Below are 25,288 nucleotides of genomic sequence, written 5' to 3'. Positions count from 1 at the left end.
ACAAAGGAGCGCCCATGTCAATGCCGGGGGGCACGACCGACCCTGCGATCGTCTTGTCGAATGTCTGGAAGATTTTTGGCGAACGCTCGGAAGAGGCTCTTGAGGCAATTGAAAAGGAGCAGCTCGACAAAGCCGAGGTCCAATCTCGCTTCAACTGCATCGTCGGCGTCGCCGATGCGAGCATAGAGGTCGCGCGCGGCGAGATCTTCTGCGTGATGGGATTGTCTGGCTCAGGCAAGTCCACTCTCGTGCGCCACATCAACCGCCTCCTCGAACCGACGTCGGGTCGAATCGAGGTCGAGGGCGAGGATGTGATGGCCATGGGCGACGACGCACTGCGCCGTCTGCGAGCCCAGACGATCGGCATGGTATTCCAGAATTTCGGTCTCCTGCCGCACCGCACCGTGCGCGACAATGTCGGGCTGCCGCTCGAGGTTCAGAGTGTTCCCAAGCTCGACCGTTTCGATCAGGCCGAACGTTGCCTCGACCTCGTGGATCTCGGCGATTGGGGCGACAGTTTCGCCCATGAGCTTTCTGGCGGCATGCAGCAGCGTGTCGGTCTGGCGCGCGCTCTTGCTGCCGATCCCGACATCCTTCTCATGGACGAGCCGTTTTCGGCGCTCGACCCTTTGATCCGCCGGCAGCTGCAGGCAGAGTTCATGGCTCTATCGAAAGAGCTGAACAAGACGACGGTCTTCATCACGCACGATCTCGACGAGGCGATCCGCATCGGCGATCGCATCGCCATCATGAAAGATGGCCGTATCGTGCAAACCGGGACGCCCGAGGAGATCGTGACCGATCCGGCCGATGATTATGTGGCCGATTTCGTCTCCGGCATTTCACGGCTCAAGCTGGTCCATGCGGCGAAGATCATGCGGCCGTTGCCGGCGCCGGACGAGACGGGCATGGACTTGACGTCTGCGCCGCGCGCTCCCGTCGGTGCCGATCTCGACAGCCTTGTCGATCTCGTGCTGTCACAAAAAGAAGACATCGTCATCGTCGACGAAAACGGCGCGGAGGTCGGCCTCGTCACGCAGACGGATCTCCTGCGCGGCGTCCAGGGCGGTAAAGAGCAACCGGTCGAGATCGAAACCCAATCGGCCGCTGCCTTCGAGGTCGGGGCAGGAACCTCCCGCAAGGAACAGAACGCGCTCATCGCTGAGTTCGTCGGTCGCGGGGCCGGCCATTACATCCCCGCATTCCGCCGGATCGGGGAGGGACGTTGGAACGTCTTCAATTTAGGTGCTGTCGTGTTCGGTCCGATATGGGCTGGCGCTCGATCGCTCTGGTCCGTCTTTTGGGCGTTTGTCATCCTTGAACTGATCGGCCTTGTCCAAATTGGCCGAGGCTTTCTCGGAGATTTGGGCAGTGAGGCAGCGGCGCGCGCGGCCTCGCTTCTTGCGCGTGCCGATGCACGGGCGGAACGCGCTGCGGAGGCGGCCGCTTCCGGCGCGGACAATGCCGCCCGCCTTGCCGCCAGTGCGGACCGGCTGCGTGATATTGCAGCCTCGGCGCAGACGGAAGCGGATGCGCTCTCGGCGCAGTCCACCCAGGTCGCGTTGATCGGGCTCGGCATCTTTGTCGTCGTCAAACTCATTGAGGGTCTGACGGCAGATCGCGCGCTCGAATGGCGCTTCACCCATTGGCGTTCGGACCGGTCAATCCGCTCCGGCCTCTCCTGGGTGGGCGCAGCGATCGCGACCTTGCTCGTCGCCTTTATCTATCCCGTCACGATCTATCGTTTCTCGGCCGCCGAACCGCCGACATGGCTGACGACCTTTCCCGCCGACAATGCGATCCGCGCGAGCGCGGCACGTTGGATCGATCACGCTTTCGACTGGCTCGCGATCGCCGGGGAAGGGTTTTTTGATTCCGTCACGGCGGTCGTGCGTGCGCTCCTCGACACTCTCGAGCTGATGCTGGTGGCGACGCCTTGGCCCGTGGTCATGGTGGCGATTTGCGCCATCGCCTGGCTTCTCGCCGGCGCGCGGGTGGCGATTTTTACCGCGGCTGCTCTGGCCTATCTCGCACTCTTCGGTTTCTGGGAAAAATCCATGGCGACCGTGGCGCTGCTCGGGGCTGCCGCGGTCATCTGCGTCGTCATTGGTGTGCCGCTCGGCATTTGGTTTGCAAAGTCGGACCGCGCCTACACGGCCGCCAGACCGGTGCTCGATTTCATGCAGACCATGCCGGCCTTCGTCTATCTGATCCCGGTCATCGCCTTCTTCGGAACCGGTAAGCCTCCCGGCATTCTGGCGACACTCGTCTTCGGCATGCCACCTGTCATCCGGCTGACCGCGCTCGGCATGAAAGGTGTGCCCTATGATGTGACCGAGGCGGCGTCCGCTTTCGGCGCGACGCGGACCTTCAGGCTTTGGAAGGTCGAGCTGCCGCTCGCCATGCCATCCATCAAGACGGGCATCAACCAGACCATTCTGATGTGTCTGTCGATGGTGGTCATCGCCTCGCTCATTGGCGCGAAGGGTCTCGGGGAGGACGTTCTCGAAGCCCTGCAATATGCGGCTGAAGGACAGGGGATGCTCGCGGGTCTCGCCATCCTTTTCTGTGCGATGGCGCTTGACCGGATCGTCGCCGGACGCGCGCCCGCAAAATCGGCCTGAGGGCCGGCTGCGCTACGGCGCAGCCCAAAAACGAACCTATGAGAGGACACAGTATGAGACCGCTTATCTATTCCGCTGCTGCCGCAGCCTTGCTGATCGGCAGCAGCGCGCAGGCCGCTGATATCACCATCGGTGTGCCGAGCTGGCCGTCGGCCAAGGCCGGCGCCGCAATCCTGAAAAACCTCGCGGAGCGGGAATTCGGTGCCAGTGTCACGCTGACACCCGGCACGAACCCCGTCATCTTCGCAGCCATGGCGTCTGGCAAGGGCGATATGGACGTGCATCCGGAAGTCTGGCTGCCGAACATTCAGGGCATCGTCGATGAGTACCAGGACAACGTCGTCCTCGGCAAAACGATGTTCCAAGGCGAGCAGGGCGATTGCGTGACGAAGGCGACCGCCGACAAGCTCGGCATTTCGTCCATCACCGACCTTGCGGACCCGGAGATCGCAAAACAGTTCGATTCCGATGGGGACGGGAAGGGTGAATTCTGGGTGGGTGCGACCGGTTGGGCCTCCGCAAACACCGAAAAGGTCAAGATGCGCGGCTATGGGCTGGCCGAGCTCTACGAGCCTGAGACCATTGATGAAGCACTCGCCTATGCGCGGATCGGGGAGAAGGAGAAGAAGGGCGAGCCTTACGTCTTCTACTGCTACACGCCGCACCACATTTTCGCGCAGTACGACCTCGTGATGCTCGACGAGCCGGCGCACGACGACGCGAAATGGAACATGATCCAGCCGGACGAAGATCCGCAGTGGTACGAGAAATCGAGCGTGTCGACGGCCTGGAAGCCTGCCGAGATCCATCTCGCCTACTCGAAGTCGCTCGAAGAACGCGCCCCCGAGCTGATCACGCTCTTCGACAATTACAGCCCCACGAGTGACATGGTCGCCGACTGGACATACCAGATCGCGGTGAAGGGCCGGGATGAGAACGAACTCGCCCAGGAATGGATCGCCGACCATCCGGATGTCGTGGACAAGTGGCTGGGCCTGTAGAGGGCTCGATCTGAATGAAGGACTGCCGCGCTTTCGAGCGCGGCAGTCTTTGCTGCGCGCTCGACCTAGATGGTGGCGACGTAGCGCTGTCTGACCACTTCACGAATGCGCTGGCGGCTCTCGCGGGGCGTGAGCGCGCGCTCGAATGAAATGGCCTCGCATTCTCTCGCCAAGGCCTCGTCTTTGATGACATGGCGAAACCAGGCCGAATAATCGCCTGCCCGCAAATGATATTCCCAGGTCTCGTCGTCGACCTGGCCTGCAAGCTCCAAGAAGCTCGATAGGTTGTGGGCGCGCAGGAAGACGCTGCCCTTCGGTCCACGAAAATAGAAACTGTGTTCCGGGCCGACATCGCCGACCGCGTATTTTCCGGAATGGCGGTGATGGAGTTGTCGCGGCAGATCGATTTTTACCCGCCGTGGCGTTGGCTCTCCGACGAACCAACAAAGCGCTTCGTTTTCGCTGCAGGCGCCGGGAGGGGAGACGTCGTGGCCCTGGATGGAGGCGGTGACCTCGATCACTTCGGGAGCGGTCTTGCCGAAAGCGAGGATCGTTTCCGCCGTCGCCACCGCCTGACGCGCGAGCGAACGCGGACTGACCGTGATCATCACGACGGCCGGGGTATTCCCTGGAAGCTCGTGCACATTCTCATGGCCCGCCGGCAGAATGTGATGAGCCTCGTCGATGATCAACCAATGCGGACGTCCTGTCCGACGGCGCAGCTCCGTGATCGACGGCAGCAAATCGGCAAAAAGCTGCCTGCGTTCGGCAAGAGACAGAGCGACGGCGTTGACGACGACGTTGAGGTCGGCAGCGTGCAAGAGGCGCAGTGCTTCTCCAGGCACAGGCGGTTCTGTGAGGCTGCCGATCTGGACGGCATGGGCCAGATCCTCATAATCCCCCTCAGGATCGATGACGCAAAACTCCAGGCCTCTGTCGACCATCCTTTCGGTCAGGAGTTTCGCAAAGCGTGACTTCCCGATACCGGAATCGCCGCCGATCAAAACCCGCGTGTCGGGTTCAAGGTAGATGTCGTTGCCATCCTCGTCATTGCCAATTTTGAGGCCGCGCCGGGCGGGTGGCAGGATCCGTGCATCCTCGCGAAGGATTGCGTCGATGAGTTCAACCACTCCTGCGCCGTGATCTCGCCTCAGGCAAATATCGGCCGCGTTCCGAAGCGCAGGCAAAGCGTTCGCAACGGCGGCCGAACAGCCGCAGGCACCAAGAAAGGCATGATCGTTTTCCGCATCGCCCACCGCGACCACGTTTGGTGCTGAGATGTCGAGATGTCGGAGGGCGGCCCTGAGCCCCGAAGCCTTGTTCACGCCGGGCGGCAAAACCATCACCGCACCCTTGTTGAACGTGATCTGGAGCTCCAGCCCCAGCTCGTGGATGGCTGCAAGAACCTCTCGTTCGTGTGGCTCCCAGGTCGCAAGGACCGCACGGCCGATGGAAAGCGGTCCGACCTGGCGGTCGAGCAGCCTTTCAACGAGAGCGTGCGGGGGCGGCGCTGCCAGCGTCGTCTCCGTTCCATCGCCGGGATCGTAGAGAACGGCGCCGTTTTCGGCGACGATCAGGTCGAAGAGTGCGAATTCGGCAAACGCGGCTTTGAGCGGCACCAGCTCGCGCCCCGTCACGAGGATGAGGCGGCGGCCGCTCTCCTTCAGCCGCCGAAGCGCCTCGCACGTCTCGGGAGCGACGAAGCCGTCATGGGCAAGCGTGCCGTCATAGTCGGTCGCAAGGGCCAGGAAGTGCATGCACCGTCTCCCTGCCTGTCGGCGCTTGGCCCAACGAACCAACGCCCATTGTGTATCATAAGGCCGGGAGCGGATTTCGCCATACCGCGAATTGTCTCGGAGAAGTCCACCACGGACCATTTCTGTTCGGCGCGGCTTTGATCCGGGATGGGCTTTCTTCTGCCCGCCTCCTTCGTGCTATGGCCGTTTCAGTCGAACCCTTCGCCCGCTGGGTTGTCCGCGATCTCAAGATAAGGGCGCTACAGGGGTGTCACGAGGGCGTTGAGGAGGGACAGAGATGGAAGCTCCGCTTATAGCTTTGACGGGAGCCTCCGGCTTTGTCGGCCGTCACCTTCTCGAGGATCTTCGTGCGCATGGCTTTCGTGTGCGCGTGCTCCTGCGTCGTCCCATCGATCAGATGCTGACGGCCGATTCCGCCTTGATCGGCGACCTTGCGCAGCCCTCAAACCTGTCGCGCGCACTCGAAGGCGTCGATGCGATCGTTCACTCGGCCGGTATCGCGCATGCCGCGTCCGGATTGCCGGAGGTGGATTATCGCACCATCAACACGGACGCGACCTTGAGGTTGGCGGAAGCCGGAGCGCGGGCAGGGGCGAAACGGTTCGTGTTTCTGTCATCGGTGCGAGCTCAGAGCGGTCCATCGGCGGAAGGCGTTCTCGATGAAAGCCGGCCGCCCGAACCGACGGATGCTTATGGCCGCTCCAAGCTTGCGGCCGAAGAAGGACTTGCGGGGCTCGGTATCGACTGCGTCAGCCTCCGCCCGGTCCTGGTCTATGGCCCCGGGGTGAAGGGAAATATGGCCGCTCTCTTGCGTCTGGCGAGTAGCCCTTATCCTTTGCCGTTTGCGGGCCTCAAGGCGCGACGCTCGTTGCTGGCGGTCGAGAATTTGGCAGAGGCCGTGCGCTGGAGCCTCTCCCATCCGATGCGTCTCTCGGGCGCCTATCTCGTCGCCGACGACACGCCGTTGACGCTTCCCGAGATGCTCCGGGCGATGCGCTTCGGTCTCGGCCGGCCGCCAAGGCTTTGGCGGGTTCCTGAATTCCTTTTCGGGGCCGGGGCGCGGCTTGCCGGACGGACAGAGATCCTAGAGCGGCTTGCCGGGAATCTGGTGGTCGATTGCCGTGCGCTCAAGCGTCTCGGTTGGCGTCCCCGGGTTGCTAGCGTCGAGGGGCTCGCCAGCCTTGCGCGTTCAAGCGGTGAGACCGATCGCACCGATAACGACGCTATTGCGCCGGAAACGTCAGCGTGAAGCGCTTCGGCTCCGTCTCGACGCTCATGCTTCCTCCGATCTGATTGGCAAGCTGATCCAGTAAGTTCAAACCGGCACCGCCATCCTTCTGGTCCGGGTCTCGGTCGAGCGGCGCGCCATCGTCCGAAACGGAAAGCCGCAGGCAGTTGTCGCCTGCCTCTTTCAGTCGAACCGCGATCGTGCCTGTCTTACGCCGGGCGAGGCCGTGCTTCAGTGCGTTGATCACCAACTCGCTGACGACGAGGGCAGCGGTTGCGGCCCGCTGCGGCCTTATGACGGTGGGATCGAGATCCAGATCCAGCTGAAACCGCGGGTCCGGATCGACGAGAGTGCGGCAGACGGAGGCAACGACGGTATCGAGCCTGTCGGAAGTGCCGTCCTTCTCCAGTCCATGCAGATTGCCCAGGGCGGCCACGCGTGCGCTTGCTGTCTCGATGGCTTCTTGCGCTGCCGGTTCGTTCATTTCCCTCATCTGATGGCGCAGGAGACCAACCGTGATCGCGAGGATGTTCTTGGTGCGATGCTCGAGCTCACGGTAGTTCAATTCGAGTTCCTGACGCTCAGCGTCTGCCTGACGCGTGCCCTTTTGAAGATGCAGCGTTGTGGCGGTAAAGATCGCGACGCGCTCGAGGATTTTCGCATGTTCTGCGGTGAAGCGCGTTTCTCCGTCATGAGCTATCGCCCAGATTGCGCCCTCAAGCGCCTTTCTGCCATATCCGAAGGGGACGATCAGCGTTTCACAGAAGGGCACTGTGGTTGTGAGGTCCGGAAAGACCCGGTGAGGCTGGCGCAACAGAACGGGCTGGCGATCTTCCACGCAGCTCTTGCACGGGGAGACTGCACGCGGCAGGTCGGGGGGAGGGGATTCGGCGAGTTTTCCGGCAAGCCCCACCCAGGAGCATGTCGGTGCTTCGTCGTCGGCTTTGCAGAGAGTGATGCCGCTGCTGCCGGCGTCGCAGAGATCTCGCACCACCTCAGCACAAACTCGAAACACCTCTTCGGGAGCCGCTCCCACGATATCGGCAATCCGGCGCATCGCCGTGGTCTCGTCGAGGTTACTCGCCCCGGGCTCGCTGCGCCGCCATAGTTCAGACGTGATCGTGATATCCGAAAGCGTCGGCTGCTGCGCCGATGGGCCGCCGTCTGCCCGCATCTTCTGCGCCTCCCACAGGACGAAATACCTAAAGGTTACCATAAGCGGCGTTCATTCCCTGAGGTCAACCCACGGGCCCGCAACGCGTTTGACTATTTGATAAGGGAGCAAATAATGTGAAGAGGGCTCATCCAAACCGGTTCTTCCATGAGCGGAGCACTCCATGACTGAGCGGCGACAGAAAGAGCATGTCCTCGTCTGCCTGTAACCTTGCCTGCGACAATTTCGCCGGAAGGCTTGCCCCCACCCTGCAGCCCTGACCTATACCGACGCTGGGAGATCATCCTTTGCGAGCTCAAAGAGCAACTGTCCGAACGAAAGCTGTCTGACGTTTCGGGCCTCGCAGGATGGTTGAGGAGACATCTGCAAGTCAGCGGGATAAACAGAAACGATGGAAGATTTGTCGTCTTTTTTGGCGAGTGTGAGCTCTTTTGTCTGGGGCCCGGTCATGCTCGTCCTGCTTTTGGGAACGGGCCTTTACCTCACGCTTGGCCTCGGCTTTCTGCCGCAAAGAAAGCTCGGTTACGGCTTCCGGCTCGCGCTTGGCGGGCGCAAGGCTCAACATGGTGACGAAGGCGAGATCACGCCGTTTCAGGCGCTGACAACGGCTCTCTCCGCCACAATCGGTACAGGGAATATCGCAGGTGTTGCGACCGCCATCTTCCTCGGCGGTCCGGGCGCTGTCTTCTGGATGTGGCTGACGGCCCTCGTCGGCATGGCGACCAAATATGCCGAGGCGGTGCTGGCCGTCCGCTATCGCGAGAGCGACGAGAATGGCCGCTATGTCGGCGGACCGATGTACTACATCCGCAACGGGCTCGGGCCGCGCTTCGCCTGGCTCGGCTGGCTCTTCGCGCTTTTTGCGACGATTGCCGCCTTTGGTATCGGCAATACGGTGCAGTCGAATTCCGTCGCGCGCGCGCTGGAGAGCACGATCGGCGTGCCATACCTCGCGACAGGTCTCGTCCTTGCCGTTCTGACGTTCCTCGTCATCATCGGCGGCGTGAAGCGTATCGGCAGCGTGGCGGAGCATCTCGTGCCACTGATGGCGGTCCTTTATGTCGGCGGCGCGCTCGTCATTCTGGCACTCAACATCGCCGATGTGCCGGCGGCTCTTGCAACGATCTTCTCTGATGCGTTCAGCGGTACGGCGGCCGCAGGCGGTTTTGCCGGGGCAGGGGTGCTCGCCGCGATCCGTTTCGGCGTTGCGCGTGGCGTCTTCTCCAACGAGGCGGGTCTTGGTAGCGCGCCGATCGCGCACGCAGCGGCGAAGACGAGCGATCCGGTGCGTCAGGGCAGCATCGCGATGCTCGGCACGTTCATCGACACGATTGTGGTCTGCACCATGACGGCTCTCGTCATCATCACGACGGGTGCATGGACGAGCGGCGAGACGGGCGCCGAACTCTCTGCGCTTGCCTTCGACACGGGAATGCCCGGCGGCAGCTGGATCGTCACCTTCGGGCTCGTGGTCTTCGCCTTCACCACCATTCTCGGCTGGAGCTACTATGGCGAAAGGGCCGCAGAGTTCATCTTCGGATCGAAGATCATTCTGCCGTTCCGTCTTCTCTGGGTGGCTGCGCTCATCGTCGGAGCGGTCGCCGACCTCGGTCTCATCTGGACGGTGGCCGATATCATGAATGCGTTGATGGCAATCCCGAACCTCGTCGCGCTGATCGCGCTCAGCGGCACGGTCTTCGCCATCAGCAGGGCCTACTTCAAGAACGGGCAAAGCTGAGCGCCAGCGGCGCTCTGGGGTTTTCCAAGCGGAAGGCCGGCTGCAGGTTCTGCGGCCGGCCTTTTCGTTTGGAGACCTTCGCGTCCTCGCGTGTCGGGGCGACGACCTGTGGTTGCCATCCCGGACGCGGGCCATATAGAATTCGCCCATGCGCAAATTCCTCAAAGTCCTGCACACCCTGGCTTCTTGCGGTCTGATCGGCGGGATCGCCTGCTACATGATCCTTCTCATCTTTGCGCCCCAGGAAACGCCGGCCAATTACGCCGACATGCGCCAGGCAATCGCAGCCATCGCCGATTATGTCCTCATTCCCTCGATGGGTGTCGCCATCGTGTCCGGCCTTCTCTCAATGGCGGTCCATCGGCCTTACCAGGACAAAGGCTGGGCCTTGCTCAAGCTCGCCATGGGCATCCTGATGTTCAAAGGCGTTCTGACCGTGGTGGGGGGCAAGGCGGATTATGTGGCTGCGGTCTCACGCCGGGTGGCGAACGGTGAACCTGCGGCCGATGTCCTGCAGCAGGCGATCGGGCATGAATGGGGCGCACTCATCGTGATCATGGCGTTGTCGGTCGCGAACGTCATTCTCGGTATCTGGCGTCCAAAACATCTCCGCCCGAAATGGGCCAGGCCGGGAGAGAGGCCGCAGGTGACGAGACCTGTTGGCAAAGATGCTGTGGCCGAGAGCGAGCATAGCCTGCCGGCGGCATAGTCTTGCTGAGGACCGCCCTGCGTTTGATGGCGAAAACCGGGTGCGGGGACTAACCTCGTACGCGCCAGCCGCGAGGGGAGCGGGCGCACGCCTTGTTGCCGGACATTTTCGAGTTGATGGCGGATGGGGTGGGATTCGAACCCACGGTACGCTCTCGCGCACGCCGGTTTTCAAGACCGGTGCCTTCAACCGCTCGGCCACCCATCCATGATGCGAGACATGGCAGAACCTTACGAAAAATGCCAGCCCCAGAAGGGCGGTCATAGGCTGCGGCAAAGATGGCGAAAGCGTGTGGCGCCGAAGCCGCAATCGCTGGAAATCGCCCGAAATGCACAATTGCGGTGATACGTCCCGGATCAGCAGATTTTGGGGAGTTTTCGCAAGAACATCCGCCAAGGTGTCGCACGCCTCAGATTCGGTGTCGAAGATCTGCCCCAGCTTCGTCACAATTGCTCGCCAGGAGGTCCCCGAGGTAAGGGGTTAAGTGCTTCGCCGAGACGGTCGCGTATAAGGCCGCAGGCGGAGGAACGAGGCGTTCGAACGTGCCGGTGAGTTGCGCCGGGCTTCGGAATATCGGGGAAGAACAGGGTGCAGGCAAAAACCCGCCGGCCGCATTTCGTCATCCATTTTGCCTTCGCAGCATCCTGCGCCGTCCTTGCAGGATGTGTGTCCTCCACTCAGGATGGGGCAGGTCTCGCCGACAGCGCCACCAAGACGGCGCAGGTTCAAGGCAGCGAGACCGATGGCGAATCAACCGACAATTCGCTGCGGGCCAATGCCCGACGTCATCTCGGAAAAGTCTACGAAGTCGCTGGCCGTCTCTATAAGCCCAAGCACGACGAAGAGTATGAGCGTGTCGGCAAGGCATCCTGGTACGGTGACGCCTTCAACGGCCGGATGACGGCCAATGGTGAAGTCTTCGATATGAACGCGCTCTCCGCGGCGCATCCGACCTTGCCGCTGCCGAGCTATGTCCGCGTCACCAATCTCGACAACGATCGTTCGCTGCTCGTGCGGGTCAATGATCGCGGACCATTCTCGTCCGACCGCGTGATCGACGTCTCGAAGCACGCAGCTGAAATGCTCGGCTTCAAACATATCGGCACCGCGAATGTGAAAGTGGAATATGTCGATGCGGCGCCTCTGAAAGAGGACGATTCGAAGTTCCTGCTGGCCTCTTACGTGGGGCCGGACGTTCCGTCCGGGCCTGATCCGGCCGACGCGGCCGCGAATATCATGGTGGCCTATGCGGCCGAAGCGCCGACAACGAGCCCGGCCGAAGACGAGACCGCGGATGTGGGCGTTGCCGTGGATATGAAAGACGTCGCCGCCGGCACGCCATTCGATCCCTATTCGGCTCTCACCGCAGCCACCAAGATGGCGGAAGCCGATACGTCCTTGCCTCAGGAGGCGAGTTTCGAGCTGCCGCAGGCGCGTCCGGCCGAGGCTGAAATGCGCAATTCGTTCTGGCCGACCGAGGCGGCTGATCAGCGCGTGGATGAGGCCTTTTCGGCTTTCGACGAGGTTCTCTCAGGCGCCGAGACCACGCGTTTTACCAGGACAGCTGACGCTTCCGGGCTTGCGACCCGTTGATTCCCCGCTTTAAGCGCGCTTTATGGCGTGGAGGGGCTAAAACGACGTAAGCGAGTATGAAGAGCATCACCTTTCAGGTTCGCCGCATCCGTCTGCTCGCCTTATTCCTGGGCAGTCTGTTGGCGCTGACGCCGCAGCTTGGCTCGGCGCAGACCTTCGATACCCAGGCGCCGTTCGCCATCTTGATGGATTACGACAGCGGCACGGTTCTTCTCGACAAGAACGCGGATGAGCCGATGGCACCGGCTTCCATGGCGAAGCTGATGACGGTCGAGTACATCTTCCACGAGATCAAGGAAGGCCGTCTTTCTCTCGACGACGAATTCGTCATCTCCGAGCATGCCTGGCGCAAAGGCGGTGCATCCTCTGGCGGGTCGACGATGTTCGCCAAGCTCGGTTCGAGGGTGCGGCTGGAAGATCTTCTGCGTGGCATCATCATCCAGTCGGGCAACGACGCGGCCATGGCGGTCGCGGAAGGCATCGCCGGCTCGGAGATCGCTTTCTCGGACCTTCTGAACAAGCGGGCGCTCGAGATCGGCATGAAGAACTCGACGTTCCGTGATGCGACCGGACTGCCCGACCCCGACATGCGGGTGACGGCACGCGATCTCGCGATTCTCGCCCGCCAGATCATCTCGGAATATCCCGAGCTCTACAAAATTTTCGCCGAGCCGGAATTCACCTGGAACAACATCACCCAGCGCAACCGCAACCCGCTTCTGCGCGAAGGGATTGGGGCCGATGGGCTCAAGACCGGCCACACACAGGAATCGGGCTACGGCCTCGTCGGGTCGGCTGTCGCCAATACCCAGCGTCTCATCGTCGTCGTCAACGGGCTGAAGACCTCGCGTGAGCGCGCGAGCGAGGCGCGCAAGCTGCTGGAATGGGGCTTCCGCTCATTCCGCCAGGTGACCGCGTTTCAGACCGGCGAGACGGTTGCCGAGGCGAGCGTCTTCGGTGGCGTAAAAGGCCATGTCGAGCTCAAGGCCAAAGGCCCTGTGCGGATCCTGGTCGCACGTGCTTCGGATGAACCGTTGAAGGCGCGCGTCGTCTATCAAGGTCCGCTCGAAGCGCCTGTTCAGGCGGATATGCGCGTCGGCAGCCTGAAGGTCTGGCAGGGTGATCGCCTGATCCAGGAGACCCCGCTTTATACGGCGGAGGCGGTCGGCCGCGGTACGCTGCATCAGCGTGCCTTCGATGCTCTTGGCGAGCTTCTTCTCGGATGGCTGTAGATCCGCAGCAAGGCTTCTTCATCACGCTGGAAGGCGGTGAAGGCTCAGGCAAGTCCACCCAGGCACGTCATCTCAACGCCTTCCTGCGTCGCAAGGGCTGGGATGTCGTTCTGACCCGGGAACCGGGAGGGACAGCGCATGGCGAGGCAATTCGCGAGATGCTGCTTTCCGGCCTTATCCGGCCTTTCGGCAGCGAAGCGGAGGCGCTGTTTTTCGCCGTCGCGCGGCGTGAACATGTCTTGCATCTCATTCGTCCGTCGCTCGAGCACGGCCAAGTCGTCATCTGCGACCGGTTCGCCGATTCCACCCGCGCCTATCAGGGCGTTGCTGGTGTCGCGCAGGACACGATCCTGCGGCTGGAAGAGGCGGCGCTCTGCGGCACCCATCCCGATCTGACGCTCATTCTCGATATTGATCCGTCGGTGGGCCTGGCGCGTGCCGCCGGTCGCAGTGCGGCCGACCGGTTTGAGGGTGATGAACTCGAACTTCACGAAGCGCGACGGCGGGCATTTCTCGATATCGCCAAGGCCGAACCTCAACGTTGTGTCGTCATCGACGCCGGGCTGAGCATGGATGCGATCGCAGCTCAGATTGAGGCGACGGTCGCCGCGCGTCTGCCCCGTCCCGCCGGAGCCAGCTGACATGGCGCGCAAGCCAGCCGAGGAGGTGCCGAGCCTCAGCGCGCTCGAAGGCGTGCCGCTGCCGCAGGAGAATCCGCATCTCTTCGGACAGGAGCACGCAGAGGAACAGATTCTGACGGCCTATCGGGGCAACCGCCTGCCGCACGGGCTGCTTCTGTCCGGACCGGTCGGCGTTGGCAAGGCAACGCTCGCGTTCCGACTTGCGAAGTTTCTCTTGGCTGAGCCCGATCCTTCCGCGAACAGCGTCCAGAAGGCCGCCTCGCTCGGGATTGCTCCAGACCATCCGATCCAGAGGCGGGTCGGGGAGGGGGCGCATCCCAACGTCCTCCATCTGCAGCGCCCCTGGGATGAGAAGCGCAAGACCTTTCGCACCGTCATTTCGGTCGAAACGATAAGGCGGATCGTACCTTTCGTCGGCACCACGGCGGGTGAAGGCCTGTGGCGCATCGTCATCGTGGACGGTGCCGAGGAAATGAACCGAAGCGCCGCGAATGCTCTCCTCAAGGCGCTCGAAGAACCGCCTGCGCGAACGATCTTCGTGCTGGTGACGGCGCGGCCAGGCCAGCTTTTGCCGACGATTCGCTCCCGCTGCCGCAGCTTCCATTTCGGTCTTCTGAGCCCCGAGGCGATCGCTCATGTGTTTGAAGCGCTCGAAGTGCCACAGCCGCCGGAGAAGGATCTTCAAACAATCTTGTCGCTCTCGTCGGGAAGTGCGCGGCGGGCGATCGAACTGGCACGCGGCGATGGATTGAGCCTCTACCGGGCCATCAACCGTGCGTTCGCGAGTGACGATCATGCGGTTCTGACCGCCGTCGCCAATCAGGCAGCTGCGGCCCGCGGCGCAGCATGGGCGGAATTCTTCGATCTCGTCGGTGGCTATCTCGACCGACGCATCCGCGCATTGCCGGAGCCCGAAAAGGGCGTTTCGCCGCCTGAACTCCCGCTTGCCAGGTGGGCGGAGCTATGGGAAAAGATCCACCGACGCTCGGCGGAGGTGGAAACCTTCAATCTCGACCGCAGGCAGTACGTGCTCAACGTCTTCGAGGCGGTCGCGGACGCCGTGCGCCATCCCCACCGCCCTATTTTCATGTGACCGCGGGCACCACCCATGACCGGTAAGCCGACCTTTTACATCACCACGCCTATCTTCTACCCGAACGGTGTGCCGCATATCGGCCACGCCTATACGGCGCTCGCGACCGACACGCTGGCGCGCTTTCAGCGCCTCGACGGCAAGGATGTCTTCTTCCTGACCGGCACCGACGAGCACGGGCTGAAGATGCAGCAGACGGCAGCGAAGGAGGGGATTACCCCCGCCGAGCTCGCCGACCGCAATTCGCAGCGCTTCCGCGACATGATGGAAGTTCTCAACACGTCGCACGACGATTTCATCCGCACCACCGAGGAGCGGCATCACCGCTCCTGCGAGGCGATCTGGGAGCGGATGAAGGCGGCGGGAGACATTTATCTCGACAAATATTCGGGCTGGTACTCCGTCCGGCAGGAAGCCTTCTTCGACGAAAAGGAAACCACCGTCGGTGAGGACGGGGTTCGGCGCGAGCCGCTCGGCTCACCCGTCGAGTGGGTGGAGGAGGAAAGCTACTTCTTCCGTCTCTCCGCCTATCAGGAGAAGCTTCTCGCTCATTACGAAGCGCATCCGGATTTCATCGGTCCGCAGGAGCGGCGCAACGAAGTCATCAGCTTCGTGAAGTCGGGCTTGAAGGATCTTTCCATTTCCCGCACGACCTTCGATTGGGGCGTGAAGGTGCCGGGCGATCCGCGCCATGTGATGTATGTCTGGGTGGACGCCTTGACGAATTACATCACCGCCGCCGGTTTCCCGGACGAAGAGGCTCCGCGCTGGCGCTACTGGCCGGCCAATATCCATCTGATCGGCAAGGATATCGTGCGTTTTCACGCCGTCTACTGGCCGGCCTTTCTGATGTCGGCCGGCGTGCCGCTTCCCAAGCGCGTCTTTGCGCATGGCTTCCTGTTCAACAAGGGAGAGAAGATGTCGAAGTCGGTCGGCAACGTCGTCGATCCCTTCGCCATCGTCGAGCATTACGGCCTCGATGCCGTCCGCTATTTCTTCCTGCGCGAAGTCTCCTTCGGTCAGGACGGCTCCTACAGCCATGACGCGATCGCGGGTCGCATCAACGCCGATCTCGCCAACGATCTTGGCAATCTCGCCCAGCGCTCGCTTTCGATGGTCGGCAAGCATTGCGGCGCCAGCGTGCCTGAGCCCGGCACTTTTTCGGACGCCGACAACGAGATGCTGCAGGCCGCCGACGCGCTCCTGGAGCGCTGTCGCGAGGCCATGAACGAGCAGGCGATCCATCAGGCTCTCACCGCCATCTGGCAGGTGGTCGGCGATGCAAACCGTTATTTTGCCGGCCAGGAGCCGTGGGCGCTGCGCAAGAGCGATCCCGCACGCATGGCAACCGTTCTCTACGTGACCGCGGAAGTGGTCCGTCAGGTCGGAATCCTGATCCAGCCGGTCATGCCGGGTTCGGCCGGCAAGCTGCTCGACCTTCTGGGCGTGGCGGAAGAAAACCGCACATTCGAATTCCTCGGCAAATCGGGGCGTCTCGTTCCGGGAACGGCGCTGCCTCCGCCCTCGGGGGTCTTCCCGCGCTATGTCGAGAGCGAGGCTCCGGCGGGGGCTGCCTGATGCTTGTCGACAGCCACTGCCATTTGGATTTTCCCGATTTTGAACCGGAACGCGACGCTGTCGTGGAACGGGCGCGGGCGGCCGGCATCGTCCGTATGGTGACGATCTCGACGCGGGTCTCTGAGTTCGACAAGATCCGCGGGATCGCCGAAACCTACGACGACATCTATTGCTCGGTCGGCACGCATCCGCACAACGCCGACGAAGAGCCGGACGTGACGACCGAGGATCTCGTCGCCCTGGCGGAGCATCCCAAAGTCGTCGGCATCGGCGAAGCCGGGCTCGACTATTTCTACGACAACGCCTCGCGCGAGGGCCAGGCCGCGGGCCTTCGCCGACACATCGGTGCTGCGCGTGAAACCGGTCTGCCGCTCATCATCCATTCGCGGGATGCCGACGACGATATGGCGGCGATTTTGAAGGACGAGATGGGGAAGGGGGCTTTCCCGGCCCTCCTCCATTGCTTTTCATCGGGGCGGGCTTTGGCGGAAACGGGCATCGAGCTCGGCCTTTATGTCTCTTTCTCGGGTATTCTGACTTTCAAGAAGTCGACGGAACTTCGCGAAATCGCGCGCGATTTGCCTGCCGACCGTCTGCTTGTCGAAACCGATTCTCCGTATCTCGCGCCGATGCCTTATCGCGGCAAACGCAACGAGCCGTCCTTCGTCGCCCACACAGCCTCGGTACTGGCGGAATGTCGTGGGGTGTCGGTCGAGGAAATCGGTGGGCTCACGAGCGACAACTTCTTTCGTCTTTTCGGCAAAGTGCCGCGGCCCTGACAGTGCCGGACGTTCTGCGTATCACCATTCTGGGCTGTGGCTCGTCGCCCGGCGTTCCGCGCATTGGCGGCGATTGGGGCGCGTGCGATCCGAGCGAGCCGAAGAATCGCAGGCGTCGTTGTTCGGTTCTCGTGGAGCGCATCACCGCGTCGGGCAAGAAAACGCAGGTCTTGATCGACACGTCGCCGGATCTCCGCGAACAGGCGCTCTCGGCTGATCTCAAGCGGATCGACGGCGTGCTCTACACGCATCCTCACGCCGACCACATCCACGGGATCGATGATCTCCGCGGCTTCGTGATGATGATGAAGGCGCGCGTCGACATCTACGCCGATCGGCCGACTATGGACCGTCTGGAGGAAGGCTTCGGCTATTGCCTGAAGACACCCGAGGGGAGCGACTATCCGCCGATCGTCAATCCGCATCTGATCGAGCCCGGAACGCCTGTCACGATCGACGGTGCGGGCGGACCGATCCATGCGCTGCCTTTCCGTCAGCAGCACGGTTCAATTCCCTCGCTCGGCTATCGCATCGGGAACTTCGCGTACTCACCTGATGTGAATCGGCTGACGCCCGAAGCTATGGCCGCCATCGATGGCACCGAGCTGTGGATCGTGGATGCGTTGCGCTACAAGCCGCATCCGTCGCATTTCTCCGTCGAAGAGGCGCTCCATTGCATTGAGACGCTGCGACCACGACGCGCGCTGCTGACACACATGCATGTCGACCTCGACTACAACGCCTTGCGCGAAAGGCTGCCCGAAGGCGTCGAGCCTGCCTTTGACGGATTGGTCGTAGAATTGCCCTGGGTCGAACTCTCGTCGCGCCCTTCGAGCTGAAACTCACGCCGTGTTTCGTGCGGGCGAGCGGACCTCGGCGGCGCCCGGCAAAGGCTGGATTGAACTCGCCGCTGGGGTAAGTTCCGGCAAACAACACACATAGAAGGCTGTTATGAGCAGGCGTAAAGACAGGAGTTTTGCCGTCATCGGCCTCGGCACATTCGGCAGCACCGTCGCATCAGAACTCGCCCGCTTCGGCAACCACGTTCTCGGTATCGATATCGATGAGCGCAACGTCGCGCGTCTTGCAGACGATATTGCCGAAGCGATCATCGCCGACGGCAGCGACGAGGATGCTCTGCGCGAGGCCGGCGTGGGAGCCTGTGACGTCGCCGTCGTGGCGATCGGAGAGGACCTCGAGGCGAACGTCCTGTGCACGATGAATGTGAAATTGCTTGGCGTGCCAACCGTCTGGGTCAAGGCAACGAGCCGGACGCATCATCGCATCCTGGCGAAACTTGGCGTCGACCGGGTCATTCAGGCCGAACGCGAGGTCGGTCAGCATATCGCCCAGATGCTCTACAATCCGCTGGTGCGTGATTATGTGAGCCTCGGGAACGGCTTCCACATCATCGATCTGCGCGTGCCGGAGGAGCTCGATCAGACGTCCATCGGCGAGCTGAAGCTTGGTGAGAAGTTCGAGGTTCGGTGCCTCGGTTTGATGCGCGAGAGCGATTACATTTCCTGCCACGGCGCCGACACGCTCCTTGAGACCGATGACAAGCTGCTTCTTCTCGGACGGCGAGAAAACCTCAGGTCACTCGGCGACAGCCTTCGATCAGCGTGATGGCCTTTCCGCTTTCGCCACGCTTCTGGCGTCGCACGATCGATCTTCCGCCGCCAGCGGTCCTTTCCTTTCTCTATGCGGGGCTCGTTATCGTCGGCGCGCTCGCTCTGAAGCTTCCATGGGCGGCGAGGGGTGTGCCTGCAACCTGGTCTGAGGCACTCTTCACCGCGACCTCGGCTGTCACCGTGACAGGTCTTTCCGTGGTCGACACAGGCAGCCATTTTACCTTTTTCGGTCAGCTCGTCGTTCTCGTCCTGATCCAGCTCGGCGGACTTGGTCTCATGACCTTCGCCGTCCTCGTCCTGACCATGCTCGGGCTGCCCGTCGGTGTCTCGCAGCGCGTCTTCCTGCGCGAAGAGCTCAACCAGACGTCTTTTGCGGATCTTTTGCGCCTGGTGCGCCAAATCCTGCGCGTGGTGGTCGTCTGCGAGGTCGTCGGCATCGTCCTTCTGGCATTCGTCTTCGTGCCCGATTTCGGGGCGTGGGAGGGCTTGTGGCAGGCGATCTTCCATTCGATCTCCGCCTTCAACAATGCTGGGTTCTCCCTCTTTGCCGACAACCTGAGCGGCTACGTCTTCGATCCGATCATCAACCTCGTCATACCGGCGCTCTTCGTCATCGGGGGCATCGGTTTCATCGTCACCTCCGACATCATGCAGAAGCGCCAGTGGCGGCGCTTCACGCTGCATACGAAACTGATGCTTGTCGTCACACTCGCGCTGATCGTCTGGTCGGTTGTGGGCTTTGCCGCGCTCGAATGGAACAATCCTGCGACGCTCGGCCAGTATCATTCGATCATCGAGAAGCTGACAGCGAGTTGGTTTCAGGGGCTGACGACGCGCACCGCCGGCTTCAACACGATCGACATGTCGGGTATCCACGACGCGACGGCGCTGATGTTCATGTCCTTGATGTTCATCGGCGGCGGCAGCACGTCGACGGCGGGTGGAATCAAAGTCACGACCTTCGTCGTGCTGCTGCTCGCCACGATCGCATTCTTCCGGCAGCGGCCGAATCTGCATGCCTTCGGACGCAGTCTCGGGCGCGAGGAGGTCATGAAGGTGCTGGCGCTCAGCATCGTGAGCGTCATGGTGGTGATGGGCGCGATCTTCACGATCTCGCTGTCGCACGACGGCGACTTCCTCGATCTCGCATTCGAGGTGACGTCTGCCTTCGGGACGGTCGGCTTGTCGCGGGGCGCCACGGCCGAGCTCGACACACTTGGGCGGTTCGTCATCATCCTCGTCATGTTTATCGGACGGGTCGGGCCGCTCACCCTGGGCTTCTTTCTCGCGACGAAGGTGCCGCCACGCATCCGTTATCCGTCGAGCCGGATCTATCTTGGCTGAGGGAGAACGCTCGGATTGTTTCTTCGGCTGTTCTGGAAGCGCTTGCAGGCTGATGACGCATCGGCCGTCAATGCCGGGTTGGCGCCAGGGGCGGATTTGCGGATGTTCAGTCCATCACATAGGTTCCATAATGCATCTTATGCGAATCGCGGTATTGCGCTGAGGCGCGTTCAGTCTGCTCTTCCCCTTGGCGCACAGCCTGGCGAGCGCTAAGGCGTTCTCATGTCAGAACAGCGCCCCATCGATCGTCTCATCTCCGTTATGGCCGACCTGCGTGATCCGGAACGCGGCTGCCCGTGGGATGTGAAGCAGGATTTCTCCTCCATCGCGCCCTATACGATTGAGGAAGCCTATGAAGTTGCCGATGCGATCGAGCGTGCCGATCTCGAAGATCTGCGCGAGGAGCTCGGCGATCTCCTCCTGCAGGTCGTTTTTCACGCTCGCATGGCCGAGGAAGCCGGTGTCTTCGCCTTCGACGACGTTGCCGATGCGATCGTGGAAAAGATGGTGCGACGCCACCCGCATGTCTTCGGCGATGGCACGGCGGCCGATCCGGCTGCGGTGAAAGTCCGCTGGGACGAGATCAAGGCTGAGGAAAAAGCCAAACGACGGGAAAAGCGGCTGCGCCAGGGTCTTCCTGCCGATCCCGGCCTCTTGGCGGATGTGCCGCGCAGCTTTCCCGGTCTTCTCCAGGCGCTCAAGATGCAGGAGAAAGCCGCGAAAGTCGGTTTTGACTGGCCCGACGTCTCGGGCGCTTTCGACAAGCTCAATGAAGAAATCGCCGAGGTCGAGGCGGAAATCGCCGCTGATGATCGCGAGCGGCTGACCGGCGAAATCGGCGATGCCTTGTTCGCTATGGTTAACGTCGCTCGCAAGAGCGGAATCGACCCGGACGCCGCGTTGCGGCGCACGAACGAAAAATTCCGCCGCCGTTTCGAAGCTGTCGAACACGGGCTGTCGAAGGACGGCAGATCCATGAAAGACGCCGCGCTCGATGAGATGGAAGCGCTGTGGCAGGCCGCGAAGTCGCGCGAAGGTTCGCCCGGATCAGATTAAGCGGTTTGCGCTTCCTTCGGCACGTTGAGCGTTACGCCGTCGCCTCGCGCGCGTTCCTGCAGCTTCTGAAGACGCCCGCTCGGCAGACGCACAACGAGGCGCGTTTCGCCTGTCTTGGGGTCGTCGGAACGTGAAAGAACCTCGCCGTTGTCATAGAGCCAGGCGGCTTCGCCCGACCGGGCGGCCTGGAAAACCACCTCAACGACGGCGCGTTCCTTGAACAGGCGCTCTTCCAGCACATGGAGGAGATCGGACAACCCCTCGCCCGTCAGCGCTGAAACAACGACCTTGTCCGTCGCTCCGGCCGCCTTGCGCCTGAGCGCCTCGGCGACATCGGCGTCGAGAAGATCGATCTTGTTCCAGACCTCCACGAGACGCGGGTCGGAGCCCGCTTCGATCCCAAGCTCGGACAGCACCTCGTTGACGTCTTCCGCCTCCGCCTGAGCATCCGGTGATGCGATATCGCGCACATGAACGATGAGGTCGGCGTCGAGAACTTCTTCGAGCGTTGCGCGGAACGCCTCCACGAGCGAGGTCGGCAGATGCGAGATGAAGCCGACCGTGTCGGAGATGATCAGCGTTTCGCCATGTGGCAGGCCGACCCGTCGCATCGTCGGATCGAGCGTGGCGAAAAGCTGATCCTCGGCGTGGACCTCAGCCCCGGTCAGATGATTGAAGAGCGTCGACTTGCCGGCATTGGTGTAGCCGACAAGCGCTGCGACCGGATAAGGCACGCGCTGGCGCTTGGCACGGTGAACGCTGCGCGTATTGCGGACGCTCTCCAGCTGTTTCTCGATACGTCGAATGCGGTCCTGGATCTGGCGTCGGTCGGCCTCGATCTGCGTCTCTCCGGGTCCGCCGAGGAAGCCAAAACCGCCGCGCTGACGCTCAAGGTGCGTCCATGAACGAACGAGCCGGCTCTTCTGGTAATTGAGGTGGGCCAATTCCACCTGCAGCGTGCCTTCCTTGGTGTGGGCACGCTCACCGAAGATTTCGAGAATGAGGCCGGTTCTGTCGAGGATCTTGACGTTCCACGCCCGCTCCAGATTGCGCTGCTGGATGGGTGTGATCGGATGATCGATGATGACGAGGCCCGTCGCCAGCGTCCGCACGAGAACGGACAATTCCTCGACCTTGCCCGGGCCGAACAGTGTCGCCGGCGTCGCCTTTCGCAGAGGGACGGCAAGGGCCTCGGCAACGTCGAGCTTGATTGCTTCGGCAAGGCCGATCGCTTCTGCACGTCGCGCTTCCGGTGGCCGTTGCTGGGTCGCCTCGTCTTCACGCCCGCGCATCTCCGGCAAAAGTATGAGCGCCCGAGACATGTCGAGCGCAGCTTCTGGTCCGGTTTCCAGGTCGAGCGTGTTGCGGTCTTTGGGTTGCAAACAGCCTATCCGTTGTCGTCTTCAGGTTCGAATAGCTGCACGGGTTGATTGGGCATGACCGTGGAAATCGCATGCTTGTAGACAAGCTGCGAATGCCCATCACGCCTTAGAAGCAAGCAAAAATTGTCGAACCACGTGACAATTCCCTGCAGCTTGACGCCGTTGATGAGAAAAACTGTGAGCGGAGTTTTTGCCTTACGGACGTGGTTCAGAAATGTATCTTGCAAGTTTTGGTTTTTGTCGCCCATTGTCTCCGTCGACCTTTATTGTTGTTGCGCCGCGCGAAACAGATTGCCTGTTTCGCTTCGGCCTGTCACCCCTCAACAAGACCTACCCAGATATAGGTAGCGTCTAGTGCGCTTCCAGTTGCGCCACCTCATGAAAACGCTGTCGGAGAGCCGTCGCAATGGAGCCGGGGCGACCATTGGCCACGCTCTGCCCGTCGATCGCCACGATGGGCATGACGAGGGTCGTCGCTGCCGTCATGAACGCTTCGCGGGCACCCTTGGCTTCTTCTGGGGTGAATTTTCTTTCTTCAAGCTTCAGCCCGTCGCGTCGGGCAACCTCTTCCACCGTCTGCCGCGTCACGCCAGGCAAGATTCCCGTGCCGTTCGGACGGGTGACGAGCGCGCCATCCTGCGTGACGATCCAGGCCGTCGTCGATGAGCCTTCGGTGACGTAGCCTTCCGCGTCCACGAACCAGGCTTCTTTGGCGCCGGCCTCTTTGGCTTTCTGCTTCGCCATCGCATTCGGCAGGAGACCGACAGTCTTGATGTCGACACGTTCCCAGCGATTGTCCGGCGTCGTGATGACGGTAACCCCCTCCTCTGCCTGCTTGTCGGCCTTGATGCGGTCAAATGTCTTGGCCGTGATCACAACGGCCGGACGCGTGCTCGCCGGCGGGAAAATATGCTCGCGCGGAGCCACGCCGCGCGTGATCTGCAGGTAGACCATGCCTTCGGTCACGCGGTTGCGGCGCACGGTTTCGCGCATGACCGCCGTCAGGGCCGCGCGGGTCATGGGCATGGCGATCGAAAGCTCACGCAGCGAGCGCTCCAGACGGTCGAGATGGCCCTTCATATCGACAAGACGGCCGTGCCAGATCTCGCAGACTTCGTAGACGCCATCGGCGAATTGGTATCCGCGATCCTCGACATGGACCATCGCATGGGCGTGCGGAACATACCGGCCGTTGACATAGGCCACTCTCGACATCGGAAAACTCCTCCACAACGCAGGATTCGTGCGTGCGCGATTTACGCAACGGCACTAAGCAAGATTAAGGCCGCACGACAAGGCGTGTGCCCTTCGACGCGCAGGCGCCGGCTACGCGCAATCAGAAGTACTCGAGGCTCACCCGCGCCATCTGCTCGACGCGGTGCACCTGATTGGCAATGGCGAAGATGACGAGGCGGTCGCCCTTTCGGATCTGGCTTGCGCCCGTCGGGACGATAACCTCGCCGCCATGCAAGATCGCACCAATCCGGATGCCGCCCGGCAGATCGAGCTCGCGCAATGGGCGGCCAACAAGCGGCGACGTCTCCAGAGCTTCCGCCTCGATCACCTCGGCTGCGCCGTTCTGGATCGTGTGGACGTTGCGGATACGGCCGCGGCGGACGTGTTGCAGGATGCGCGAGATGGTGACGGCGCGCGGATCGACGAAAGCGTCGATGCCGATCGTGCGCACCAACGGCGGGAAGGCGGAATCGTTCAAAAGGCTCATAGCGCGTCGGCAGCCGAGCTTCTTCGCCATCACGCAAGAGAGAATGTTGACCTTGTCGTCGTTCGTGAGGGCGAGCATCGTGTCGGCCTCAGCGATATCGGCCTCTTTCAGGATGACGTCGTCCATCGCCGAACCATGCAGCACGACGGTGCGGTCGAGCGCCTCGGCGATCTCGACGGCGCGATCGCGGTCCATCTCGATCACCTTGATCTTGGCGCGCGGATTGCGCTTCTCCAGATGGTGGGCAACGTAGTGGCCGATATTGCCGCCGCCGCCGATGACGACGCGCGAGCCGAGCGTCTCCTGCTTGCCGAAAATCGTGAGGGTGCGCTTCACCCTCCCCGTGTCGGTCATCACGTAGACGAGGTCTCCCGCCATCATCTGATCGGCCGAGCGCGGCACGAACAGGTTTCCATTGCGGAAAACGCCCACGACAATGGCATTGAGGTCGGGAAAGAGCTCGGTGAGCTGACGAAGAGGCGTGTCGATGACCGGGCAGTTTTCGTCGCAGACGATGCCGAGGACCGTCACCTTGTCGTCGGCAAAAGGGATGGTCTCGACGGCACCCGGCTGCGCAAGGCGGCGGAGCACCATCTCGCCCACTTCGACCTCGGGTGAAATGATCACATCGATCGGCAGATGATCGCGTGAGAACAGGTTGCTCCAGTGCTTGGCGAGATAGGTCTGGGAGCGGATGCGGGCGATCTTGGTCGGCAGATTGAATAAAGAATGGGCAACCTGACAGGCGACCATGTTCACCTCGTCGTACAAGGTGACGGCGATCAGCATATCCGCCTCGTCGGCGCCAGCGCGCGCCAGAACGTCCGGATGAGATCCATGGCCGACGAAGCCGCGCACGTCCAGCGTGTCACGAATGGCATTCACCAGATGCGGCGAACGATCGATCACCGTGACGTCGTTGTTCTCCGTCGCCAGTTTCTCCGCGATGCCGTATCCGACCTGGCCAGCGCCGCAAATGATGACGCGCATGAAATGTCCTTTGTT

General features: G+C 62.0%; 21 protein-coding genes and 1 tRNA gene. 15 read left to right on the top strand and 7 right to left on the bottom strand.

The features are described 5' to 3' along the window. Positions 1–14 precede the first annotated feature (14 nt). Both EO094_RS18940 and EO094_RS17210 read left to right on the top strand, forming a co-directional pair. Complete coding sequence (locus EO094_RS18940) at positions 15–2,624, top strand: betaine/proline/choline family ABC transporter ATP-binding protein (RefSeq protein WP_205649955.1); 2,610 nt, start codon at positions 15–17, stop codon at positions 2,622–2,624. Positions 2,625–2,677: 53 nt separating this feature from the next. After that, positions 2,678–3,625: an ABC transporter substrate-binding protein gene (locus tag EO094_RS17210; RefSeq protein ID WP_164879711.1), complete on the top strand. Its 948-nt coding sequence runs from the start codon at positions 2,678–2,680 to the stop codon at positions 3,623–3,625. 65 nt (positions 3,626–3,690) lie between these two features. On the opposite strand, the gene EO094_RS17205 is transcribed toward EO094_RS17210, so the two are convergent. Beyond that, a complete protein-coding gene (locus tag EO094_RS17205) occupies positions 3,691–5,382 on the bottom strand; it encodes an HAD-IIB family hydrolase (protein ID WP_128294094.1) in 1,692 nt (563 codons plus the stop codon). A 277-nt stretch (positions 5,383–5,659) separates the two neighbouring features. On the opposite strand from EO094_RS17205, the gene EO094_RS17200 reads away from it, so the two are divergent. After that, entirely contained in the window at positions 5,660–6,631 is a 972-nt protein-coding gene (locus tag EO094_RS17200) for an NAD-dependent epimerase/dehydratase family protein (RefSeq protein WP_128294093.1), read from the top strand. Here the strand turns inward: EO094_RS17200 and EO094_RS17195 are convergent. After that, positions 6,606–7,826, bottom strand: a complete 1,221-nt coding sequence (locus tag EO094_RS17195; protein ID WP_128294092.1) for a sensor histidine kinase — start codon at positions 7,824–7,826, stop codon at positions 6,606–6,608. The genes EO094_RS17200 and EO094_RS17195 overlap by 26 nt on opposite strands. Before the next feature lie 379 nt (positions 7,827–8,205). On the opposite strand from EO094_RS17195, the gene EO094_RS17190 reads away from it, so the two are divergent. Together EO094_RS17190 and EO094_RS17185 are read left to right on the top strand one after the other, a co-directional pair. Then, positions 8,206–9,522 carry an alanine/glycine:cation symporter family protein gene (locus EO094_RS17190; RefSeq protein WP_246008585.1) on the top strand — a complete coding sequence of 439 codons (1,317 nt, stop codon included), beginning with the start codon at positions 8,206–8,208 and terminating at the stop codon, positions 9,520–9,522. Positions 9,523–9,670: 148 nt separating this feature from the next. Further along, the gene (locus EO094_RS17185) at positions 9,671–10,231 is read left to right on the top strand and encodes a DUF2269 family protein (protein WP_128294090.1); all 561 of its coding nucleotides are present in this window, start codon (positions 9,671–9,673) and stop codon (positions 10,229–10,231) included. Between the two features lie 117 nt (positions 10,232–10,348). Here the strand turns inward: EO094_RS17185 and EO094_RS17180 are convergent. Continuing rightward, positions 10,349–10,438, bottom strand: a tRNA-Ser gene (locus EO094_RS17180). A 381-nt stretch (positions 10,439–10,819) separates the two neighbouring features. Between EO094_RS17180 and EO094_RS18915 the strand changes: the two genes are divergently transcribed. The 10 genes from EO094_RS18915 to mazG all read left to right on the top strand — a co-directional run bounded on the left by EO094_RS18915 (position 10,820) and on the right by mazG (position 21,178). Then, positions 10,820–11,824: a septal ring lytic transglycosylase RlpA family protein gene (locus EO094_RS18915; RefSeq protein WP_128294089.1), complete on the top strand. Its 1,005-nt coding sequence runs from the start codon at positions 10,820–10,822 to the stop codon at positions 11,822–11,824. A 56-nt stretch (positions 11,825–11,880) separates the two neighbouring features. Next, on the top strand, positions 11,881–13,056 hold the full coding sequence (locus tag EO094_RS17170) for a D-alanyl-D-alanine carboxypeptidase family protein (protein WP_128294088.1): 1,176 nt from the start codon (positions 11,881–11,883) through the stop codon (positions 13,054–13,056). Next, positions 13,047–13,697 (top strand): dTMP kinase, encoded by a 651-nt coding sequence (gene tmk, locus EO094_RS17165; protein ID WP_128294087.1) that lies wholly within the window; start codon positions 13,047–13,049, stop codon positions 13,695–13,697. The genes EO094_RS17170 and tmk overlap by 10 nt, the downstream gene beginning before the upstream one ends. 1 nt (position 13,698) lies before the next feature. Then, a complete protein-coding gene (locus tag EO094_RS17160; RefSeq protein WP_164879710.1) occupies positions 13,699–14,790 on the top strand; it encodes a DNA polymerase III subunit delta' in 1,092 nt (363 codons plus the stop codon). Between the two features lie 15 nt (positions 14,791–14,805). Further along, positions 14,806–16,368, top strand: a complete 1,563-nt coding sequence (metG, locus tag EO094_RS17155; protein ID WP_128294085.1) for a methionine--tRNA ligase — start codon at positions 14,806–14,808, stop codon at positions 16,366–16,368. Continuing rightward, positions 16,368–17,147, top strand: coding sequence for a TatD family hydrolase (locus EO094_RS17150; RefSeq protein WP_128294084.1), 780 nt, complete (start codon positions 16,368–16,370; stop codon positions 17,145–17,147). The genes metG and EO094_RS17150 overlap by 1 nt, the downstream gene beginning before the upstream one ends. Before the next feature lie 2 nt (positions 17,148–17,149). Continuing rightward, the gene (locus EO094_RS17145) at positions 17,150–17,986 is read left to right on the top strand and encodes an MBL fold metallo-hydrolase (protein ID WP_128294083.1); all 837 of its coding nucleotides are present in this window, start codon (positions 17,150–17,152) and stop codon (positions 17,984–17,986) included. A 112-nt stretch (positions 17,987–18,098) separates the two neighbouring features. Continuing rightward, entirely contained in the window at positions 18,099–18,773 is a 675-nt protein-coding gene (locus tag EO094_RS17140; protein WP_128294082.1) for a potassium channel family protein, read from the top strand. Beyond that, positions 18,773–20,122 carry a TrkH family potassium uptake protein gene (locus tag EO094_RS17135; protein ID WP_128294081.1) on the top strand — a complete coding sequence of 450 codons (1,350 nt, stop codon included), beginning with the start codon at positions 18,773–18,775 and terminating at the stop codon, positions 20,120–20,122. The genes EO094_RS17140 and EO094_RS17135 overlap by 1 nt, the downstream gene beginning before the upstream one ends. A 222-nt stretch (positions 20,123–20,344) precedes the next feature. Next, entirely contained in the window at positions 20,345–21,178 is an 834-nt protein-coding gene (mazG, locus tag EO094_RS17130) for a nucleoside triphosphate pyrophosphohydrolase (protein ID WP_128294080.1), read from the top strand. On the opposite strand, the gene hflX is transcribed toward mazG, so the two are convergent. The 4 genes from hflX to trkA all read right to left on the bottom strand — a co-directional run bounded on the left by hflX (position 21,175) and on the right by trkA (position 25,273). Then, a complete protein-coding gene (gene hflX, locus EO094_RS17125) occupies positions 21,175–22,500 on the bottom strand; it encodes a GTPase HflX (RefSeq protein ID WP_128294334.1) in 1,326 nt (441 codons plus the stop codon). The two genes, mazG and hflX, sit on opposite strands and share 4 nt — an antisense overlap. Before the next feature lie 65 nt (positions 22,501–22,565). Then, on the bottom strand, positions 22,566–22,808 hold the full coding sequence (gene hfq, locus EO094_RS17120; RefSeq protein ID WP_092812272.1) for an RNA chaperone Hfq: 243 nt from the start codon (positions 22,806–22,808) through the stop codon (positions 22,566–22,568). A 103-nt stretch (positions 22,809–22,911) separates the two neighbouring features. Further along, positions 22,912–23,775 carry a D-amino-acid transaminase gene (locus EO094_RS17115; protein ID WP_128294079.1) on the bottom strand — a complete coding sequence of 288 codons (864 nt, stop codon included), beginning with the start codon at positions 23,773–23,775 and terminating at the stop codon, positions 22,912–22,914. A gap of 121 nt (positions 23,776–23,896) precedes the next feature. Beyond that, positions 23,897–25,273 carry a Trk system potassium transporter TrkA gene (trkA, locus tag EO094_RS17110; RefSeq protein WP_092812276.1) on the bottom strand — a complete coding sequence of 459 codons (1,377 nt, stop codon included), beginning with the start codon at positions 25,271–25,273 and terminating at the stop codon, positions 23,897–23,899. Between the last annotated feature and the right edge of the window lie 15 nt (positions 25,274–25,288).

The sequence above is a fragment of the Afifella aestuarii genome (assembly GCF_004023665.1).
Classification (GTDB): Bacteria; Pseudomonadota; Alphaproteobacteria; order Rhizobiales; family Afifellaceae; genus Afifella; species Afifella aestuarii.
Note: the sequence above shows the minus strand (reverse complement) of the source record. Positions and strands in the feature narration are given on the sequence as shown.

Coding starts and splice junctions, on each gene's coding strand:
- EO094_RS18940 (WP_205649955.1), top strand. CDS start 15: ATGTCAATGCCGGGGGGCACGACCGACCCTGCGATCGTCTTGTCGAAT.
- EO094_RS17210 (WP_164879711.1), top strand. CDS start 2,678: ATGAGACCGCTTATCTATTCCGCTGCTGCCGCAGCCTTGCTGATCGGC.
- EO094_RS17205 (WP_128294094.1), bottom strand. CDS start 5,382: ATGCACTTCCTGGCCCTTGCGACCGACTATGACGGCACGCTTGCCCAT.
- EO094_RS17200 (WP_128294093.1), top strand. CDS start 5,660: ATGGAAGCTCCGCTTATAGCTTTGACGGGAGCCTCCGGCTTTGTCGGC.
- EO094_RS17195 (WP_128294092.1), bottom strand. CDS start 7,826: ATGGTAACCTTTAGGTATTTCGTCCTGTGGGAGGCGCAGAAGATGCGG.
- EO094_RS17185 (WP_128294090.1), top strand. CDS start 9,671: ATGCGCAAATTCCTCAAAGTCCTGCACACCCTGGCTTCTTGCGGTCTG.
- EO094_RS17170 (WP_128294088.1), top strand. CDS start 11,881: ATGAAGAGCATCACCTTTCAGGTTCGCCGCATCCGTCTGCTCGCCTTA.
- tmk (WP_128294087.1), top strand. CDS start 13,047: ATGGCTGTAGATCCGCAGCAAGGCTTCTTCATCACGCTGGAAGGCGGT.
- EO094_RS17160 (WP_164879710.1), top strand. CDS start 13,699: ATGGCGCGCAAGCCAGCCGAGGAGGTGCCGAGCCTCAGCGCGCTCGAA.
- metG (WP_128294085.1), top strand. CDS start 14,806: ATGACCGGTAAGCCGACCTTTTACATCACCACGCCTATCTTCTACCCG.
- EO094_RS17150 (WP_128294084.1), top strand. CDS start 16,368: ATGCTTGTCGACAGCCACTGCCATTTGGATTTTCCCGATTTTGAACCG.
- EO094_RS17140 (WP_128294082.1), top strand. CDS start 18,099: ATGAGCAGGCGTAAAGACAGGAGTTTTGCCGTCATCGGCCTCGGCACA.
- EO094_RS17135 (WP_128294081.1), top strand. CDS start 18,773: ATGGCCTTTCCGCTTTCGCCACGCTTCTGGCGTCGCACGATCGATCTT.
- mazG (WP_128294080.1), top strand. CDS start 20,345: ATGTCAGAACAGCGCCCCATCGATCGTCTCATCTCCGTTATGGCCGAC.
- hflX (WP_128294334.1), bottom strand. CDS start 22,500: ATGTCTCGGGCGCTCATACTTTTGCCGGAGATGCGCGGGCGTGAAGAC.
- hfq (WP_092812272.1), bottom strand. CDS start 22,808: ATGGGCGACAAAAACCAAAACTTGCAAGATACATTTCTGAACCACGTC.
- EO094_RS17115 (WP_128294079.1), bottom strand. CDS start 23,775: ATGTCGAGAGTGGCCTATGTCAACGGCCGGTATGTTCCGCACGCCCAT.
- trkA (WP_092812276.1), bottom strand. CDS start 25,273: ATGCGCGTCATCATTTGCGGCGCTGGCCAGGTCGGATACGGCATCGCG.